Raw genomic sequence first — 17,476 nt, forward strand, 5'->3', positions numbered from 1 at the left:
ACGTGTTTTCTAGCATCGCTAGACAAGAGGGCGATGCTAGGTCTAGCGTTGCTGTCAGTCCTAGCGATGCTAGATCGAAGCTCTGGGGGAATCACCATGCACCTGCACCGCGTCACCAACGTCCTGGCCGTGCTCCTCGGTCTCGCCTGCCTCTGGTTCGGCTTCAACTTCACGTTCACCCCCGAGGCCGCGGCCGCCGGCTTCGGCGTCCCGTCCTGGCCCGAGGGCGACGCCGCCGGATACTTCGGGGTCAAGGCCGCCCGCGACTTCGCCAACGGCGCGATCGTGCTGACCCTGCTCGCCCTCGGCAAGCGCCGCCCGCTGGCCTGGGTGATGCTGCTGATGGCGATCGTCCCCTTCGGGGACTGCCTCGCCGTCCTCTCGCACGGGGGCGGTTACGCGGCCGCGCTCGGCATCCACGCGGCGACCGGCGTCGTGGTCCTCCTGACGGCCGGCCTGCTCTTCGCGACGTCCCGGGACGAGGCCGGGACGGGCAACACGGCCGCCCGGGAAGGGAATCGCACCCGCGTCCGTTCTACGGTCTGATCACGTCCGCTCCATGCGGCGGCAGGCATCACGACAGCGGCACACAGGGGGAGAGCGCACGATGAGCGACATCCGCGTCCACGGCAGGGTGGAGCCCGGATTCGAGTCCGTACGAGAGGTGTTCGCGGAGATCGCCGCGAACGAGGCGCGGGACGGCGGCGCGCAGCTCGCCGTCCACCACCGCGGCCGGCTCGTCGTCGATCTCTGGGGCGGGGACGGCGTCGACGGGGACTCCCTGCTCGGGCTCTACTCCTCCTCCAAGGGCGCCATGGCCCTGATCACCGCCCTCCTCGTCCAGGAGGGCGCCCTCGACCTGGACCGCGAAGTCTCCTCCTGGTGGCCCGAGTTCGCCGCCGAGGGCAAGAGGGAGATCACGCTCCGCCAGCTGCTCGCCCACCGCTCCGGCGTGATCGGCGCCGACGGCGGCCTCTCGGCCGAGGAGCTCGCCGACGACCGGCTGATCGCCGCCCGCCTCGCGGGCCAGCGCCCCTTCTGGGAGCCGGACACCGGGCACGGCTACCACGCCACGGTCATCGGCGCCCTGGTCGGCGAGGTGGTCCTGCGGGCCACCGGCCGGACGGTCCAGGACCTGTACGAGGAGCGGGTCCGGGCCCCGTACGGCATCGACTACCACCTCGGCCTGCCCGAGGAGCTGGAGCCCCGCTTCCGTACGGCCCTCCCGATGCTGCCCACCCCCGCCGAGCAGGCGCTGCTCGCGGAGAACCCGATCGCCCCGGACAGCCTCATGGCCATCGCGTTCAACTTCCACGCCGACCCGCCCTTCGACATCGTCGGCTACGCCAACTCCCGCGCTGTACGGGAGCGGGCGCCGCTCTCCGGCGGCGGCGTCGGCTCCGCGCGCGGCCTCTCCCGGATGTACGCGGCGATCGCGGGCGAGCTCGACGGCCGTCCCCCGCTCCTCGCGCCCGACACCCTCGCCGAGGTCGCCCGGATCCACTCGGCGGGCAAGGACCTGGTCACGGGGGAGGAGAACGCCTTCGGGCTCGGCTTCGTCCCGCTCGCCACCCGCTACCCGTCCCTGAGCCCGGCCGCCGTCGGCCACAGCGGCGCCCCCGGCTCCCAGGCCTTCGCCGACCCGGCGACCGGCCTCGCCTACAGCTACGCGCGCCGCCGCTTCGCCTTCGCCGGGGGCCCGGGCGCCGCCGAGAACGCCCGGCTGATCCCGGCCGTCGTCGAGGCGGCGGCGAAGGCGGTCTGACCGCCCGCCCCCCGCGCCCGCCCCCCCCCGCGAACGCCGAGCGCCCGCCTTCCGCTGCTGCGGAGGGCGGGCGCGCTCGTGTGACCGGAAGGGTTCCGGGTGGATCAGGCGGCGTTCTTGATCGCGGAGATGTCGAAGTTCAGCTTGACCTTGTCGCTGACCATCACGCCACCGGTCTCCAGCGCCGCGTTCCAGGTCAGGCCCCACGCGGAGCGCAGGATCTCGGCCGAGCCCTCGAAGCCGACGCGCTCGTTGCCGTAGACGTCCGTGGCCGTGCCGTTGAACTCCAGGTCGATGGCGAGCGGCTTGGTGACGTCCTTGATCGTCAGGTCGCCGGTGACGCGGTACTTGTCGCCGCCCAGCTGCTCGGCCTGGGTGGAGCGGAACGTCATCAGCGGGAACTGCTCGGCGTCGAAGAAGTCGCCGCTGCGCAGGTGTCCGTCGCGGTCGCCGATGCCCGTGTCGATGGAGGCGATCCTGACGTCGATCGTGGCGGAGGAGGCGCCCGGGTTCGCCCCGTCCAGCTTCAGCGCGCCCTCGTGCTCGGCGAACGTGCCGCGGACGTTCGTGACCATGGCGTGGCGGACGGTGAAGCCGATGCTGCTGTGGGCCGGGTCGATGGTGTAGTCACCGGTCAGGGCGGCCAGGGCGGGGTCCACCGGGAGGGTGGCGGTGGCGGTGGCGACGGCGGACTCGTTGGTCTTGCGGTTGAAGAGACCCATGACGTACAGCTCCTTGATCGGTGTTTGTTGAACCTTCAACGAGAATGACTGTAGACCTATTCCGTTCAAGTTTCAACATCTCCGGAGGATGTTCACCCGTACGGCGCCGAAAGATGCCCGACGCCCCCTTTCGGACGCGCGTAGAACTACGGCACCATCTCCCTGCGCAACCGCTTTCATCCGCGCCACCGGTTCCCCCCGCGCCACCGGCTCCACCTGCACCGCCGTCCCCAACCGTCACGGTCACCAGCAGGAGGCACTCCCGATGAAGCTCCGCTCCGTCCTCACCGCCCTCGCCCTCGTCCTCGGGGCGCTCTTCGCCCCCGGCGTCGGCGTCCTCACCGCCGCGGGCGAGGCCCACGCGGTCACCAAGATCAGTCACGCCACCGCGACCTCGATGTTCCGGTCGTCCGGCATCACCTGGTCCTCGTCCGGCAACTGCTCCGACCGCAACGTCTCCACCTGTACGTCCTTCGAGCAGCTCAACCTGGCCACCGCCCAGGGCGCCCAGACCCTCAAGAGCGCCAGCGGCTGCGCCCTCAACATCACCGGCGGCACCGAGACCGGCCACGCGAGCGGCACGTACTCCCACTGGAACGGCTACAAGCTCGACTTCAGCAAGTACACGTGCGTCGGGAACTACATCAAGAACACGTTCACCTACATCGGCCTGCGCGGTGACGGAGCCCCGCAGTGGAAGTCCGGCGCGGGCAACGTCTACGCCGACGAGGGCAACCACTGGGACGTGACCTTCTACAACTGCGGCGGCTGCTGACCGCACCCCCGCCCGAAAGAACCCTCTCCGGTGGTCACTTGGACTAACCGGAGGGGGTTCTTGGACTGGAGGGGCCCGCGCGGCACGATCTCGTTGACGGTGCCGCCGGGGCGGGGCTGACTGGTGCGCATGTCCCTCCCCCCTTCGCGAAGAATCCGTGCGGCCTGTGCGCTCGCCGTCGCTTCCTCCGCCGTGTTCGCCCTGGCCGGGCCCGCCCTGGCCGAGGGAGCCACGGCCGGGGGCGCGGCAGCCGCCCCCGCGGCCACCGACACCGCGGCCGCCGACGGCCCCGTCATCTCCTCCGCCCAGCTCTCCGTCGCCGTCGCCGAGGACTTCCCCCGCGTCCTCTCGTACACCGACCGGGCCGGCGGCGCCCGCCTCCTCGGCAGTACGGCCCCGGTCACGCAGGTCGTCCTCAACGGCACCGCCTACGCCGTCCAGGCCAAGGGCGCCCCCGTCCTGACCGCCTCCTCCGCCGCGTACACCCTCGCCTTCCCGGCGCTGCCCGGCGTCGAGATCGACGCGAGCCTGAGCGTCGAGGGCCGGGCCACGACCTTCCGGGTCACCGCCGTCCGCGACACCGACACCTTCCGCGTCGGCACCCTCGACATCCCCGGCCACGACCTCGTCTCCGTGGGCTCGTCGGACGCCGGCGCCGCCACCGCCTTCACCCGCCTCGACCCGGACTCCACCCGCACCGCCGACGTCTTCTCCCAGGTCACCGCGGGCACCCCGGCGGAGAGCACGCCGGTCGGCGCGAGCTACGCCATCGTCAGCACCGGGCAGCTGGCCGCCGCCGTCGAGTCCAACTCCAGCTACGACAAGCCCGCAGGCGCCTCCGCCCGCGACGGCGCCCGCTTCTGGCACCAGGCCAGGACGACCGGGACCGAGACCCGCGTCGGCGTCTGGTCCGGCCAGTGGACCTACCGCGGCGCCGGCGCCCCCGCGCCCGAGAGCGGCGACGGCCTGCCCTGGGCCAAGGTCGTCGTCACCCCCGACGCCAACGCCGACGGCGCCACCGACTGGCAGGACGGCGCCCTCGCCTTCCGGACGATCGGGATCAAGGCCCCCGGCAGCGAGCAGACCCCCGACCGGGTCGTCGCCCACATCCCGTTCAACTTCGCCTCACAGGCCACCCACCCCTTCCTGCGCACCCTCGACGACGTCAAGCGGATCTCGCTCGCCACCGACGGACTCGGCCAGTTCGCCCTGCTCAAGGGATACGGCTCCGAGGGCCACGACTCCGCCCACCCCGACTACGGCGGCAACTACAACAAGCGCGCCGGCGGCCTCGCCGACCTCAACACCCTCCTCAAGGAGGGCCGGAAGTGGGGCGTGGGCTTCGGCGTCCACGTCAACGCCACCGAGTCGTACCCCGAGGCGAAGAACTTCAGCGAGACCCTCGTCGACAAGACCAAGCCCGGCTGGAACTGGCTCAACCAGAGCTACTACATCGACCAGCGCCGGGACATCAACAGCGGCGACCTCGCCCGCCGCTTCCAGCAGCTCCGCGACGAGACCGACCCCAACCTCTCCACCCTCTACATCGACGTCTACTACACGCACGGCTGGATCGCCGACAAGACGATGCAGGCCGTCCAGGCGCAGGGCTGGAACGTCGCCACCGAGTGGTCCGAGAAGTTCGAGCGAGCCTCGCTCTGGTCCCACTGGGCCAACGACCTCGACTACGGCGGTGCCACCAACAAGGGCCTCAACTCCCAGATCGTCCGCTTCATCCGCAACGGCGAGAAGGACGTCTGGAACAACCACCCCGTCCTCGGCCAGACCGCGCTCGTCGACTTCGAGGGCTGGACCGGCGAGACCGACTGGAACGACTTCACCGCCAACATCTGGCAGCGGAACCTCCCCGCCAAGTACCTCCAGCAGCAGAAGATCACCCGCTGGAACGGCAACGACATCACCTTCACCGGCGGCGTCCGCGGCACCGTCGAGAACGGCCGCCGCACCTTCTACCAGGACGACCGCAAGGTCCTCGACGGCGAGAACTACCTCCTCCCGTGGGACGCCGAAGGCGGCGGCGAGAAGCTCTACCACTACAACAAGACCGGCGGCACGACGAGTTGGGCCGTCCCTGCCGGGACCCGCTCGTACTCCGTCTACAAGCTCACCGACAACGGCCGCGTGAAGACCGCTACCGTGCGGCCCGTCGACGGGAAGATCACCCTCGACGCCGCGGCCGGGCAGCCCTACGTCCTCCACCCCGACCGCGCCCCCGAGCAGCGCGCCCCGAAGTGGGGCCAGGGCACCCCGGTGAAGGACCCCGGCTTCAACGACGCCGGGCTCCGTGACTGGACCAGGACGGGCACCGTCGCCCGGGACACCGACGCGCAGGGCCGCAACAGCGCGAAGCTCGGCGGCGCGGCCACCGCGTCCGTACGCCAGCAGGTCACCGGCCTCACCCCCGGCAAGCGGTACACCGCCTCCGCCCTCATCGAGGTCGAAGCCGGGAAGACCCGCCCGACCACCCTCTCCATCGGCGGGAAGTCCGTCACCGTCGAACGCTCCGCCCTCGACGACCGGGTCGCCGCCTCCGACTGGAACGGCACCCGCTTCCAGCGCGCCAAGGTCACCTTCACCGCGCCCGCCAAGGGCTCCGCCCCGCTGCGGATCGAGGCCGCGAGCGGCAGCACGGCGAGCGTCCGGATCGACGACGTCCGGATCGTGGCCAACGCTCCGGCGACGAAGGCCGGAGCCGCCGCGTACGAGGACTTCGAGGCCGTCGACCAGGGCTGGGGCCCCTTCCTCAAGGGCGACTCCGGCGGGACCACCGACCCGCGCACCCACATCGCCCAGCTGCACGCGCCGTACACCCAGGCCGGCTGGAACGGAAAGCCGATCGACGACGTCATCGGCGGCGCCGAGTCCCTCAAGTCGCACGACGAGAACAGCGGCCTGGTCTACCGGACCGCGCCCTGGACCGTCCCGATGAAGGACGGCAACACCTACCGCGTCGAGTACGACTTCCAGTCCAGCCACGCGGGCGCGTACGAGTGGGTCACCGGCTACGACCGCACGACCGGCACCGGACCGGCCGTCGAGACCCGCCGCACCCCGATCGGGCAGCAGCGCACGACCGGGCACTTCTCCGAGACCGTGACGGCCGGCTGCGGCGACACCTGGACCGGCCTCCGCAAGCGCGGTGACGCCCCCGACGGCGCCGACTTCGTCCTCGACTCCTTCACCGTCACCGACCTCGGCCCGGCCGCCGAGCGGGCCGCCTGCGGCACCCTCGCCGTCGCCGCCCCGGAGACCCTGGAGCCCGGCCGCGCCAACGAGGTCACGGCGACCCTCACCAACGACGAGGCCGCCGCGATCACCGGCGCCCGGGCCGCGCTCACCCTCCCCGAGGGCTGGACCGCCGAACCGGCCGCGCCCGTCGCCCTCGACCCGGTCGCGGCGGGCGGCACCGCCACCGTCACCTGGCGGGTCACCCCGCCCGTGGACGCCGCCTACCGGCCGTACACGCTCGGCGCCGAGGTCGCGTACACCCTCGGGGGAGGCGCCCGGAAGCTCACCGCCGCCACCACCGTCCGCACCCTGCCGCCGCCGCCCACCGCCGACAGTTGGGCGAGCGACCTCGACTGGACCTCGTCCACCAACGGCTGGGGACCCGTCGAGCGCGACCTCTCCAACGGCGAGACCGGCACCGGCGACGGCTCCCCGCTGCGCATCGGGGGAGTGACCTACGCCAAGGGGCTCGGCAGCCACGCCCCCGCCAAGGTCCGCTACTACCTGGGCGGCCGCTGCACCTCCCTCACCGCCGAGGTCGGCGTCGACGACGTCCAGACCAGCCGCGGGACCGTGCAGTTCAGCGTGCTCGCGGACGGCGCGGAGAAGGTGAAGTCCCCGGTCCTCAAGGCCACGGACACGGCCTGGTCGCTGACCGCCGACGTCACCGGCGCCTCCTATGTCGACCTGGTCGTCGGGGACGGCGGCGACGGCAACGGCAACGATCACGCGGACTGGGGGAACGCCCGCTTCCACTGCGGAGGCTGAGTAGACGGCACAAGGCGGTAAGCGCTTTCGCCATCGACGCTCCCCGCCGTGCCGTGCTCATTGATTGCGTCGGAAAAACGGTGTTACACCAGGCGCCGAACGGTCTCCACCACTTCCCCCGGGAGGCTCCCGTGCCCGTCCCCGCCTGGTCCCGCCGCACGTTCCTGATCACCGCCTCCGCCGCGGCCGCCGCCCTCGGACTCCCGCCGTCCCCCGCCCACGCGGCGGACGGCGAGTTCGAGGCGCTGCGGCTCCGCTGGCTCGACCTCGCGCTCGGCTCCGGCTTCGACGCCGGGGCCGAGCCGTACGCCTCCAAGCTCGCCGAGACGGGCACGCTCGCCCGGGCGTTCCGCGCCTCCATGGCCCCGGCGCCCGTCTCCCTCTGGCCCGGCGTCCCCTTCGACCCGCCGGCCGGCATCACCCAGAGCTACAGCCGCCTGTGGACCATGACCCAGGCGTACGCCCAGCCCGGCACCGGCCTCACCGGCGACCCGGCCCTGCTCGCCGACGTCCTCACCGGCCTCGACCACCTCTCCGCCACGGTCTACCGCGCGGGCGCCCCGCGCTACGGCAACTGGTGGGAGTGGCAGATCGGCAGCCCCCGCCTCCTCATGGACATCGTCGCCGCGCTCCACCCGCACCTCGGCGCCGAGCGGATCGCCGCCGCCTGCGCCGCCGTCGACCACTTCGTCCCCGACGCGGTGCTCACGGACTACAGCGGCACCTCCACCGGCGCCAACCGCGTCGACCTGTGCCGCTCGGTCGCCCTGCGCGGGGTCCTCGGCGCGAACCCGGCCAAGATCGCCCTCGCCCGCGACGCCCTCTCGCCCGTCTTCCCGTACGTGACCAAGGGCGACGGCCTCTACGCCGACGGCTCCTTCGTCCAGCACACCTGGGTCGCCTACTCCGGCACGTACGGACAGGTCATGCTCGACGGCCTCGGCCGGCTCTTCTCGCTCCTCGCCGGATCCAGCTGGGCCGTCACCGACCCGAACCGCCGGATCGTCCTCGACAGCGTCGAGAAGGCCTACGCGCCCCTCATCTACGACGGCCTGATGATGGACAGCGTCAACGGCCGCGCGATCAGCCGCGGATACCTCAAGGGCGACGACCGGCAGATCATGCGCTCCGACCACTTCCACGGCCAGGGCGTCATCGCGGCCATCGCGCTCCTCGCCGGCGGGGCCTCCGCCGCCGAGCGCGACCGCTGGCACGCGCGCGTGAAGGGCTGGATCCAGCGCGACACCGTCTCCCCGATCCTCGCCGCCCGCCAGTTCGGCGTCGCCGACCTCGCCCGGCTGCACGCCGTGGCCGCCGCGCCCGTCCCCGCCGCTCCCGAACCCACCGGGCACCGGCTCTTCGCCGCCATGGACCGGGCCGTGCACCGCCGACCCGGCTGGGCCGCCAACATCGCCATGGCCTCCGACCGGATCTCGTTCTACGAGTGCGGCAACGGCGAGAACCCGCGCGGCTGGCACACCGGCGCCGGGATGCTCTCCTGGTGGACCCCGGACCTCGGCGACCAGTACACCGACTGGTTCTGGCCCACCGTCGACCCGTACCGCCTCCCCGGCACCACCGTCTCCACCAAGCGCCTCGCCGACCGCGCCGGCGGCGAGTGGGGCGCGCCCAAGCCGGCCGTCCGGTGGGTCGGCGGGGCCACCGACGGCGAGTACGCGGCCGTCGGCCAGCACGTCAAGGGCCTCGGCTCCACCCTGGAGGCCCGCAAGTCCTGGTTCTGCGCGGCCGACGCGGTCGTCTGCCTCGGCGCGGGCATCACCGCGACGGACGGCGTGCCCGTCGAGACGGTCGTGGACAACCGCCTCCTCGGCGAGGCCGGCACCCGGGCCTTTACCACGGGCGACCGCTGGGCCCACCTGGAAGGCCACGGCGGCTGGGTCTTCCCCGGGGGTACGGGGGAGCTCCACACCCTCCTGGACGACCGCACCGGGGCCTGGAGCGACATCAACACCACCAGCTCCACCGAGCGCCGCAGCCGCCGGTACCGGACGCTCTGGCTCGACCACGGCACGGACCCGGTCGCCGCCTCGTACGCGTACGTCCTGATGCCCGGTGCCTCCCGGGGCCGGATCGCCGCCCGCGCCGCCGACCCGGACTGGCTGCACGTTCTCGACAACAGCGCCGAGCGCCAGGCGGTCGCCGTCCCGTCCCTCGGACTGACCGCGGCGAACTTCTGGCAGGCCGGTACGGTGGGGCCGCTCACGGTCACCGCCCCGGTGAGCGTCCTCGCCCGCAGGCGCCGCTCCGTGCTCGATCTGCGGGTCTCCGAACCGCCCCGCACGGGGCAGCCGCTGGAGCTGGTCTGGGACCGCCCGGTGCGCCGGGTGCTCACGCACGACCCCTCGGTGGAGGTGCTCGGCACCGGCGGCTCGCTGCGGCTGCGGATCACCCCCGGTACGGCGGGCGCCACGCACCGTTGCGAGGTCCTCCTCTAGGGCGGGGTTCGTTTCGGCCCGGCTTCGTCTATGTGAGAACCCCACAAACACGGGGGGTGTCTGGCTGTTGACTCGGGCTGGACGGGCCATGGTTCTGTCCAGCCCCACCAGGAATCGACACGGGAGACTGTACGGAGTCGACGGCGGGGTTTTCTTGTCCGACTTCGTAGGGTCGGTACATGACCGTTGTGGACCAGATCCCGAGCGAGCCCGCTGACGCCCGTGGCCGAGTGGCCGAGCTGCACGTCCTGCGCGAGCAGGCGCTCCGCGGCCCGAGTGACCGCGCCACCGAGGCCCAGCACGCGAAGGGCAAGCTGACCGCGCGCGAGCGCATCGAGCTGCTGCTCGACGCCGGTTCCTTCAGCGAGGTCGAGCAGCTGCGCCGGCACCGGGCGACGGGCTTCGGCCTGGAGGCGAAGAAGCCGTACACCGACGGTGTCATCACCGGCTGGGGCACGGTCGAGGGCCGCACGGTCTTCGTCTACGCGCACGACTTCCGGATCTTCGGCGGCGCGCTGGGCGAGGCCCACGCCACGAAGATCCACAAGATCATGGACATGGCCATCGCGGCCGGTGCCCCGCTGGTCTCCCTGAACGACGGCGCCGGCGCCCGCATCCAGGAGGGCGTCTCGGCGCTCGCCGGCTACGGCGGCATCTTCCAGCGCAACACCAAGGCCTCCGGCGTCATCCCGCAGATCTCGGTGATGCTCGGCCCGTGTGCCGGCGGCGCGGCCTACAGCCCCGCCCTGACCGACTTCGTCTTCATGGTCCGCGAGACCTCGCAGATGTTCATCACCGGCCCGGACGTCGTCAAGGCGGTCACCGGCGAGGAGATCACCCAGAACGGCCTCGGCGGCGCCGACGTGCACGCCGAGACCTCGGGCGTCGCGCACTTCGCCTACGACGACGAGGAGACCTGCATCGCGGAGGTCCGCTACCTCCTGTCGATGCTCCCGCAGAACAACCGCGAGAACCCGCCGACCGTCGCCTCCGAGGACCCGGCGGACCGCCGCTCGGACGTCCTGCTCGACCTGGTGCCCGCCGACGGCAACCGCCCGTACGACATGCACAAGGTCATCGAGGAGCTCGTCGACGAGGGCGACTACCTGGAGATCCACGAGCGCTGGGCGCGCAACATCATCTGCGCCCTGGCCCGCCTCGACGGCCAGGTCGTCGGCATCGTCGCCAACCAGCCCCAGTCGCTGGCCGGTGTCCTCGACATCGAGGCCTCCGAGAAGGCCGCCCGCTTCGTGCAGATGTGCGACGCCTTCAACATCCCGATCATCACCCTTCTGGACGTACCCGGCTTCCTTCCGGGCGTCGACCAGGAGCACGGTGGAATCATCCGCCACGGCGCGAAGCTGCTGTACGCGTACTGCAACGCGACCGTGCCCCGGATCAGCCTGATCCTGCGCAAGGCCTACGGCGGCGCTTACATCGTCATGGACTCCCAGTCCATCGGCGCCGACCTGACGTACGCCTGGCCCACCAACGAAATCGCGGTCATGGGCGCCGAGGGCGCCGCCAACGTGATCTTCCGCAAGCAGATCGCCGAGGCAGAGGACTCCGACGCCATGCGTGCCCGCATGGTCAAGGAGTACAAGGCCGAGCTGATGCACCCGTACTACGCGGCCGAGCGCGGCCTCGTCGATGACGTCATCGACCCCGCCGACACCCGCCAGGTGCTCATCCGGTCCCTCGCGATGCTCCGCACCAAGCACGCCGACCTGCCGTCCCGCAAGCACGGCAACCCGCCTCAGTAAGAGGAGCCACCCACGTGTCCACCCCTGCCAGTCTTCTCCGTGTAGAGAAGGGCCACGCCGACCCCGAGGAGCTCGCCGCGATCACGGCGGTCCTGCTCGCCCGTGCGTCCGCCCAGCCCGCCGAAGCCCACGACGGCCGTTCCACGGCCGGCTGGCGCCGCCTGGAGCGCCAGTCGGGCTTCCGGCCCTCCCACTCCTGGCAGGGCTGACCCCCGCCGGCCCGAAGGCCCCCGCTCCCACCCGGAGCGGGGGCCTTCGGCGTACCCCTGCCCGGGACGGCGTACGACAGAGGCCCCGCGCACCGGTCCGGTGCGCGGGGCCTCTGTCGGAAGAGCTGTACGGACGTCCGTCGGGACTACCGCAGGCGGGCCATGAGGGCGTGCTCGACGAGGGTGATGAGCGCGCTCTTGGCGTCCGCGCGGTGGCGGGCGTCCGTGATGATGATCGGGGTGTCGGGGCCNCCGTCCGGTCCTGCGGCCCGCTACTTCAGGCGGGCCATGAGGGCGTGCTCGACGAGGGTGATGAGCGCGCTCTTGGCGTCCGCGCGGTGGCGGGCGTCCGTGATGATGATCGGGGTGTCGGGGCCGATCTGGAGGGCTTCGCGCACCTCTTCGGGCTGGTACGGCTGGTGTCCGTCGAAGCCGTTGAGGGCGATGACGAACGGCAGGCCGCTGTTCTCGAAGTAGTCGACGGCCGGGAAACAGTCGGCCAGACGACGGGTGTCGACGAGGACGACGGCGCCGATCGCGCCGCGGACCAGGTCGTCCCACATGAACCAGAAGCGGTCCTGACCGGGCGTACCGAAGAGGTACAGGATCAGGTCCTGGTCCAGGGTGATGCGGCCGAAGTCCATCNGACCAGGTCGTCCCACATGAACCAGAAGCGGTCCTGACCGGGCGTACCGAAGAGGTACAGGATCAGGTCCTGGTCCAGGGTGATGCGGCCGAAGTCCATGGCGACGGTCGTCGTCGTCTTGTCGCCGGTGTGCGTGAGGTCGTCGATGCCCGCGGACGCAGACGTCATCACGGCCTCGGTACGCAGCGGGTTGATCTCCGAGACGGCGCCGACGAACGTGGTCTTGCCCACGCCGAAGCCGCCCGCCACCACGATCTTCGCGCTGGTGGTTGAGCGGGCTGCACCGCCGCTAGAGCTTGCGAAGTCCACTGAGCACCCTTTCGAGCAGTGTCACGGCTGGCTGGCCGCCGGCGGCCTCGTCGCCGCCTGGCTGGTGAATGGCGACAAGTCCGGCCTCGGCCAGGTCGGCGACGAGGATCCGGGCAACGCCGAGAGGAATGGAGAGCAGGGCCGAGATCTCGGCGACCGACTTGATCTCGATGCACAGCCGGCAGATCCGCTGGTGCTCGGGCAACTGCCCCTGGAGCCTTGACGGATCGGCCGTGGTGCTGACCAGCGCCTCGATGGCGAGCTGGTAGCGCGGCCGGGTCCGGCCGCCGGTCATCGCGTAAGGACGCACCAGCGGGTTGTGCCCGCCCGATCCGCCCGAGGACGAAGCGGCGCTCGGCGAACCCGCGGGCGTGTGCTGGGCCTGAGGCTGCCGATAGGGCTGCTGGGCGCCCTGTCTGCTCGGGGCGGAGGGAAAGTTGAACCGGTTCTGCGCGGTGTCGCCCAGCGGCGCCTGGTGCGCGTCATATCCGTTGTAGTGGCTTGCGCCCGGGGGTGTTCCCACGTCTCCTCCTCCGACTGCCTCGCGGTTCCATGTCCCTTGGAGCCGCGCCACCGCACCCTACGGTGCGGTGACGAGAAACGCACTGTCTGTCTGTTAGTTGAGAAGACTTCCCTGAAGCTCCGCCCGGAGGTCAGGAGTCAGGACGGTTCCCGCGCGGTCCACGAGCAGGGCCATCTCGTAGCCCACGAGGCCGATGTCGGCCTCGGGGTGAGCGAGCACGGCCAGCGAGGAGCCGTCGGAGACCGACATGATGAAGAGGAAGCCGCGCTCCATCTCCACGACGGTCTGGTTGACCGCACCGCCCTCGAAGATCCGGGACGCGCCCGCGGTCAGCGAGGTCAGTCCGGAGGCGACGGCCGCCAGCTGGTCGGCTCGGTCACGAGGGAAGCCCTCGGACATCGCCAGCAGGAGTCCGTCGGCGGAGACCACCACCGTGTGGGACACCCCAGGGGTGTTGTCCACGAAGTTGGTGATCAACCAGTTCAGATTCTGCGCCGCCTGGCTCATGCTCACACTAACGCTCCTGGTTGTAGGTACTGCCCGGGCCGAGGCCCGATCCGTTCGTGTCCGTTCCCGCGCTGCGTCCCTGCTGGACGCCGCGGCGCAGGTTGCTCAACCTGCCCCGTACGTCCTCGGGTGCGCGGGAGACCTGGGGGCCGCCCTGCGGCGTCTGCTCCGCGGTGCCCTCGACCAGGTTGGCCTTCGGGACCCGGCGGGGAAGACCGGACGACGTGACGCCGCCCGCCTTCGGGTCCTTCAGCTTCCCGGCCCGCTGCCAGCGCTCGTCGTTCGCCGAGCGCCAGGCCTCGGGGCCTTCGGCTGCGTTCTGCTGCTCTACCGACCCCGCCGGCTGCTCGGCCTGCGCCGGCTGCTGCGCCGGCGCGGGCTGCTGGGCCTGCGCGGGCGGTGCCTGTCGCTGCGCCTGCTGCGTCTGCGGGGCGACGCTGCCGCGGCGCGGCAGACCTGCGTCGGTCAGCGCGTGGCCGGCGTCCGGGGCGGGGTTCGGAGTGGGACCCGGACGGTCGAAGCCTACGCGGTCACGGGGCTGTTCGGGAGCGGCCGGAGCAGATTCCGATTCCGCTCCGTACTGCTGTCCGTAGCCGCCCTGGTAGGCGCTCTGGTCCTGCCACTCGCCCTGGTGGGCCTGGGGTTCGAACGCATTGCCGTACTGCTGGTGTTCGGTCGCCGGGGCCTCGTACGAAGGTTCCGCATAGCCGGCCTGCGGGTACGCCTCGTAGCCCTGCTGCGCGTACTCGCCGGCGTACTCCTGGCCCTGCGCCTGGCCGTACTGCTGCTGCGCGTACTCCTGGTGCTGCGGGTACTCCTGCGCCTGCTCCTGGGGCTGCCCGTACTCCTGCGCCTGGCCGTACTCCTGGCCGTACGCCTCGGGCCGCGCGTACTCCTGCTGCCCCTGGCCGTACTCCTGCGCGGCCGGCTCGGCCTCGTCGCGGAAGAGCGGGCGGTCGCCGCCCTGCGCCTGGGCGCCCAGGGTCGCGCGCCGCTCGTCGCGGGTCAGGGAGCGGTTGACCGGGTCGAGCGAGTGCTCGCCGTCACCCTGCTCCTCGTAGCGCGAGTCGTCGAAGCCGAGGTCGGCCGCGGTCAGCATGGCCTGCGGCGCCGGGGCCTCGAAGGCGTTCTGCTGCTGCTGCGCGGGAATGATCTGCGAGACCGTGAAGTCGTCGTGGACCGGCTGCTCGCCGCCACCACCGTGGGTGATCGCGTCAGGCAGCATGACCAGCGAGGTCGTTCCGGCCTGCTCGCCCGAGGGGCGCAGCTGGACCCGGATGCCGTGCCGGTCGGCGAGGCGGCCGACCACGAAGAGGCCCATGCGCTGCGAGACGGCGGCGTCCACGGTCGGCGGGTCGGCCAGCTTGTGGTTGATGTCCGCGAAGTCCTCGGCGGTGAGGCCGATGCCCTTGTCGTGGATCTCGACCATCACGCGGCCGTCGGGGAGACGGGTCGCGGTGACGCGCACCTTGGTCTGCGGGGAGGAGAACGTGGTGGCGTTCTCCAGGAGCTCGGCGAGCAGGTGGACGAGGTCGGTCACGGCCTGGCCGTGGATCTCGGCCTCCGGCACGCCGGCCAGCTCGATGCGCTCGTACTGCTCCACCTCGGAGGAGGCGGCACGCATGACGTCGACCAGCGGGACCGGCTGGTCCCAGCGGCGGCCCGGCTCCTCGCCGGCGAGGACGAGGAGGTTCTCGCCGTTGCGGCGCATACGGGTCGCCAGGTGGTCCAGCTTGAAGAGGTTCTCCAGCTGGTCCGGGTCGGCCTCGTTGTTCTCCAGGTCGGTGATGAGGGTCAGCTGGCCCTCGATCAGCGACTGGTTGCGGCGCGAGAGGTTGGTGAAGATCGCGTTGACGTTGCCCCGGAGCATGGCCTGCTCGGCGGCGAGCCGGACGGCCTCGCGGTGGACCTGGTCGAAGGCGCGGGCGACCTCGCCGATCTCGTCCTGCGAGTCGATCGGGATCGGCTGTACGCGGGTGTCGACCCGGCCGGGCTCGGTACGGGACAGCTGGTCGACGAGCATCGGCAGGCGCTGCTCGGCGATGCCGAAGGCCGCGGTGCGCAGCTCGCGCATCGAGCGGCTCATCTGGCGGGCCATCATCCCGGCCAGGATGAAGGCGGTGAGCAGGGCGACGACGACGATGGCGCCGATGACCCAGGCGTCCGTCTTGGCCTCGTCGGAGATCTTGACGGCCTCGGCCACGGCCTTGTCGACGAGGGCCTTCTCGACGTCGGAGTAGCCCTCGAACTTGGCGGTGGCGACGGCCATCCAGCTCTCGGCCGTGATGCCCTTCGACTTCAGGGCCGCCAGGGCCTCGGGGCTCTTGGCGGTGCCGATCGCGGAGGCGACGCCGGAGTAGACGGAGCCGTCCTTGCCCTTGGGCAGCTCGACGTCGGCGGCCTGCATCTGCTTCGCGCCCTCGGCGGCCTTGCCGGCCATGACCTTCTTGAGCAGCTCGACGTCCTCGGGCATACCGCCGGAGCCGAACTCGCCGAGGGCGATCTGCTCCAGGTAGTTGTACGAGTTGAAGGCCACCGACTGCTGGGCGAAGACCTCCTCGGTCCGGCTGGGCCGGACCAGGAGCTGCGTGCCGATGGAGCGCTGGAGCGACTCGGCGCCCTTGGCGAGCTGGACGGCGTAGACGCTGCGGCCGTAGGCGGTGACGTTGCCGGTGCCGAGACCGAGCTCGTTGGAGAACTCGGTGAGGTAGTGCTGGACGCCGGTGTACCCGAGCTGGGTGTTCACCGGGTCGAGGGAGCGGCTGTACGCGGCCTTGCGGAGCGCGTCGAGCTTCGGCTCCTCGTCCTTGAAGAGCCGGAGACGGCGCTCCAGGCCCTGGCCCGAGGGGAGGTTCTTGGCGGCCTCGTCGAACTTCAGACGGGCGGCGTCGGTCGCGGCGTACGCCTTCTCGACGGCGTCGGCCTTGCGGTCCTCGGGGGTCTTCGCCGCGAGCAGCGGACCGGCGGTGAGGTCGCGCTCGTTGAGGAGCGCGGTGCTGTACTCCGAGGCGGCCCGCACGATGAGGGCCGTCTTCTCGGCGTCCTGCGCCTCCTGCCAGGTGTCGATCGCGCCCTTGACCTGGAAGCCGCCCATGACGAGGCCGACGAGCACGGGTATGAGGAGGATCGCGTTCAGACGGGTGGGCACCCGCCAGTTGCGCGGCGAGAGCTTGCTGGAGCTGCCCGGGGCGGCCGCCGCCGGCGGCGGCGTCACGGGCACGTCCGCGGGGAACACCGCCGTGCGCGACGGCGGGGTGAAGTTGCCCCGTGTCTCCTGCTCCGCGGAGCCTTCCTTGCTGCGCCTCACTCGACCAACAACCTCTCGGCGTCGGCACCTACGTTGTGCCGGTGTTTCGTTCAGGGCCGTACTACTCGGGAGTTCATGAATTGCAGCACGTGAAGGGGTTCCGTTCCAAACAGTGGGAAGCGACCGCTTTTCGTGGCTCGGGCCTGACATAAAACGGGCATAAAGAGCGAGCCCCGCCAAATGGCGGGGCTCATGTGAGCGCAGTGACACCGATCGGATGCATCGGGTGTCCGAGGCGCCCCAATTCTCTGTCGAAACGTTATGAACGCGAGGGCGGCCGTGTCGAAGGACACAGGACCGCCCTGCGCGGAGGCATATGACAAACGCACGGGCCCGCCCATCCTCCGACGGGCCGTCCGGTCCTGCGGCCCGCTACTTCAGGCGGGCCATGAGGGCGTGCTCGACGAGGGTGATGAGCGCGCTCTTGGCGTCCGCGCGGTGGCGGGCGTCCGTGATGATGATCGGGGTGTCGGGGCC

The 17,476-nt window shown here is 71.4% G+C and carries 12 protein-coding genes and 3 pseudogenes; 7 read left to right on the top strand and 8 right to left on the bottom strand.

Annotated elements, in window-relative coordinates; translation table 11 throughout:
• Positions 1 to 96: 96 nt before the first annotated feature.
• Positions 97 to 546, top strand: coding sequence for a DUF4267 domain-containing protein (locus ASC82_RS10265; RefSeq protein ID WP_079039180.1), 450 nt, complete (start codon positions 97 to 99; stop codon positions 544 to 546).
• 61 nt (positions 547 to 607) lie between these two features.
• Positions 608 to 1,765, top strand: a complete 1,158-nt coding sequence (locus ASC82_RS10270) for a serine hydrolase domain-containing protein (protein WP_056644415.1) — start codon at positions 608 to 610, stop codon at positions 1,763 to 1,765.
• Between the two features lie 104 nt (positions 1,766 to 1,869).
• Here the strand turns inward: ASC82_RS10270 and ASC82_RS10275 are convergent, their stop codons facing one another.
• Positions 1,870 to 2,487, bottom strand: coding sequence for a YceI family protein (locus ASC82_RS10275; RefSeq protein ID WP_056644418.1), 618 nt, complete (start codon positions 2,485 to 2,487; stop codon positions 1,870 to 1,872).
• A gap of 265 nt (positions 2,488 to 2,752) precedes the next feature.
• Here ASC82_RS10275 and ASC82_RS10280 point away from each other — a divergent pair, with 265 nt between their 5' ends.
• The 5 genes from ASC82_RS10280 to ASC82_RS10300 all read left to right on the top strand — a co-directional run bounded on the left by ASC82_RS10280 (position 2,753) and on the right by ASC82_RS10300 (position 11,707).
• Positions 2,753 to 3,262, top strand: coding sequence for a hypothetical protein (locus ASC82_RS10280; protein WP_056644421.1), 510 nt, complete (start codon positions 2,753 to 2,755; stop codon positions 3,260 to 3,262).
• Positions 3,263 to 3,391: 129 nt separating this feature from the next.
• On the top strand, positions 3,392 to 7,279 hold the full coding sequence (locus tag ASC82_RS10285) for an endo-alpha-N-acetylgalactosaminidase family protein (protein ID WP_056644424.1): 3,888 nt from the start codon (positions 3,392 to 3,394) through the stop codon (positions 7,277 to 7,279).
• Between the two features lie 131 nt (positions 7,280 to 7,410).
• Entirely contained in the window at positions 7,411 to 9,735 is a 2,325-nt protein-coding gene (locus ASC82_RS10290) for a polysaccharide lyase 8 family protein (protein ID WP_056644426.1), read from the top strand.
• A gap of 179 nt (positions 9,736 to 9,914) precedes the next feature.
• Positions 9,915 to 11,498, top strand: a complete 1,584-nt coding sequence (locus ASC82_RS10295) for an acyl-CoA carboxylase subunit beta (protein ID WP_024756260.1) — start codon at positions 9,915 to 9,917, stop codon at positions 11,496 to 11,498.
• 14 nt (positions 11,499 to 11,512) lie between these two features.
• Positions 11,513 to 11,707: an acyl-CoA carboxylase subunit epsilon gene (locus tag ASC82_RS10300; protein ID WP_056644429.1), complete on the top strand. Its 195-nt coding sequence runs from the start codon at positions 11,513 to 11,515 to the stop codon at positions 11,705 to 11,707.
• Between the two features lie 146 nt (positions 11,708 to 11,853).
• On the opposite strand, the pseudogene ASC82_RS29960 reads toward ASC82_RS10300, so the two are convergent.
• From ASC82_RS29960 to ASC82_RS31030, 7 genes and pseudogenes are all read right to left on the bottom strand, one after another.
• Positions 11,854 to 11,958: pseudogene (locus ASC82_RS29960) on the bottom strand (ATP-binding protein); the annotation flags it as partial.
• Positions 11,959 to 11,979: 21 nt separating this feature from the next.
• A partial coding sequence (locus tag ASC82_RS29965; RefSeq protein WP_157863461.1) for an ATP/GTP-binding protein occupies positions 11,980 to 12,352 on the bottom strand: 373 nt, incomplete at its 5' end.
• A gap of 1 nt (position 12,353) precedes the next feature.
• Positions 12,354 to 12,662: pseudogene (locus tag ASC82_RS29970) on the bottom strand (ATP/GTP-binding protein); the annotation flags it as partial.
• A complete protein-coding gene (locus ASC82_RS10310; protein ID WP_056644433.1) occupies positions 12,643 to 13,185 on the bottom strand; it encodes a DUF742 domain-containing protein in 543 nt (180 codons plus the stop codon). The gene ASC82_RS10310 and the pseudogene ASC82_RS29970, both read right to left, overlap by 20 nt.
• Before the next feature lie 93 nt (positions 13,186 to 13,278).
• Entirely contained in the window at positions 13,279 to 13,692 is a 414-nt protein-coding gene (locus tag ASC82_RS10315) for a roadblock/LC7 domain-containing protein (RefSeq protein WP_056644956.1), read from the bottom strand.
• A 7-nt stretch (positions 13,693 to 13,699) separates the two neighbouring features.
• Positions 13,700 to 16,999: a nitrate- and nitrite sensing domain-containing protein gene (locus ASC82_RS10320; protein ID WP_056644435.1), complete on the bottom strand. Its 3,300-nt coding sequence runs from the start codon at positions 16,997 to 16,999 to the stop codon at positions 13,700 to 13,702.
• Positions 17,000 to 17,371: 372 nt separating this feature from the next.
• Positions 17,372 to 17,476: pseudogene (locus tag ASC82_RS31030) on the bottom strand (ATP-binding protein); the annotation flags it as partial.

The organism is Streptomyces sp. Root431 (assembly GCF_001426585.1).
In the GTDB taxonomy this organism is placed as follows: domain Bacteria; phylum Actinomycetota; class Actinomycetes; order Streptomycetales; family Streptomycetaceae; genus Streptomyces; species Streptomyces stackebrandtii.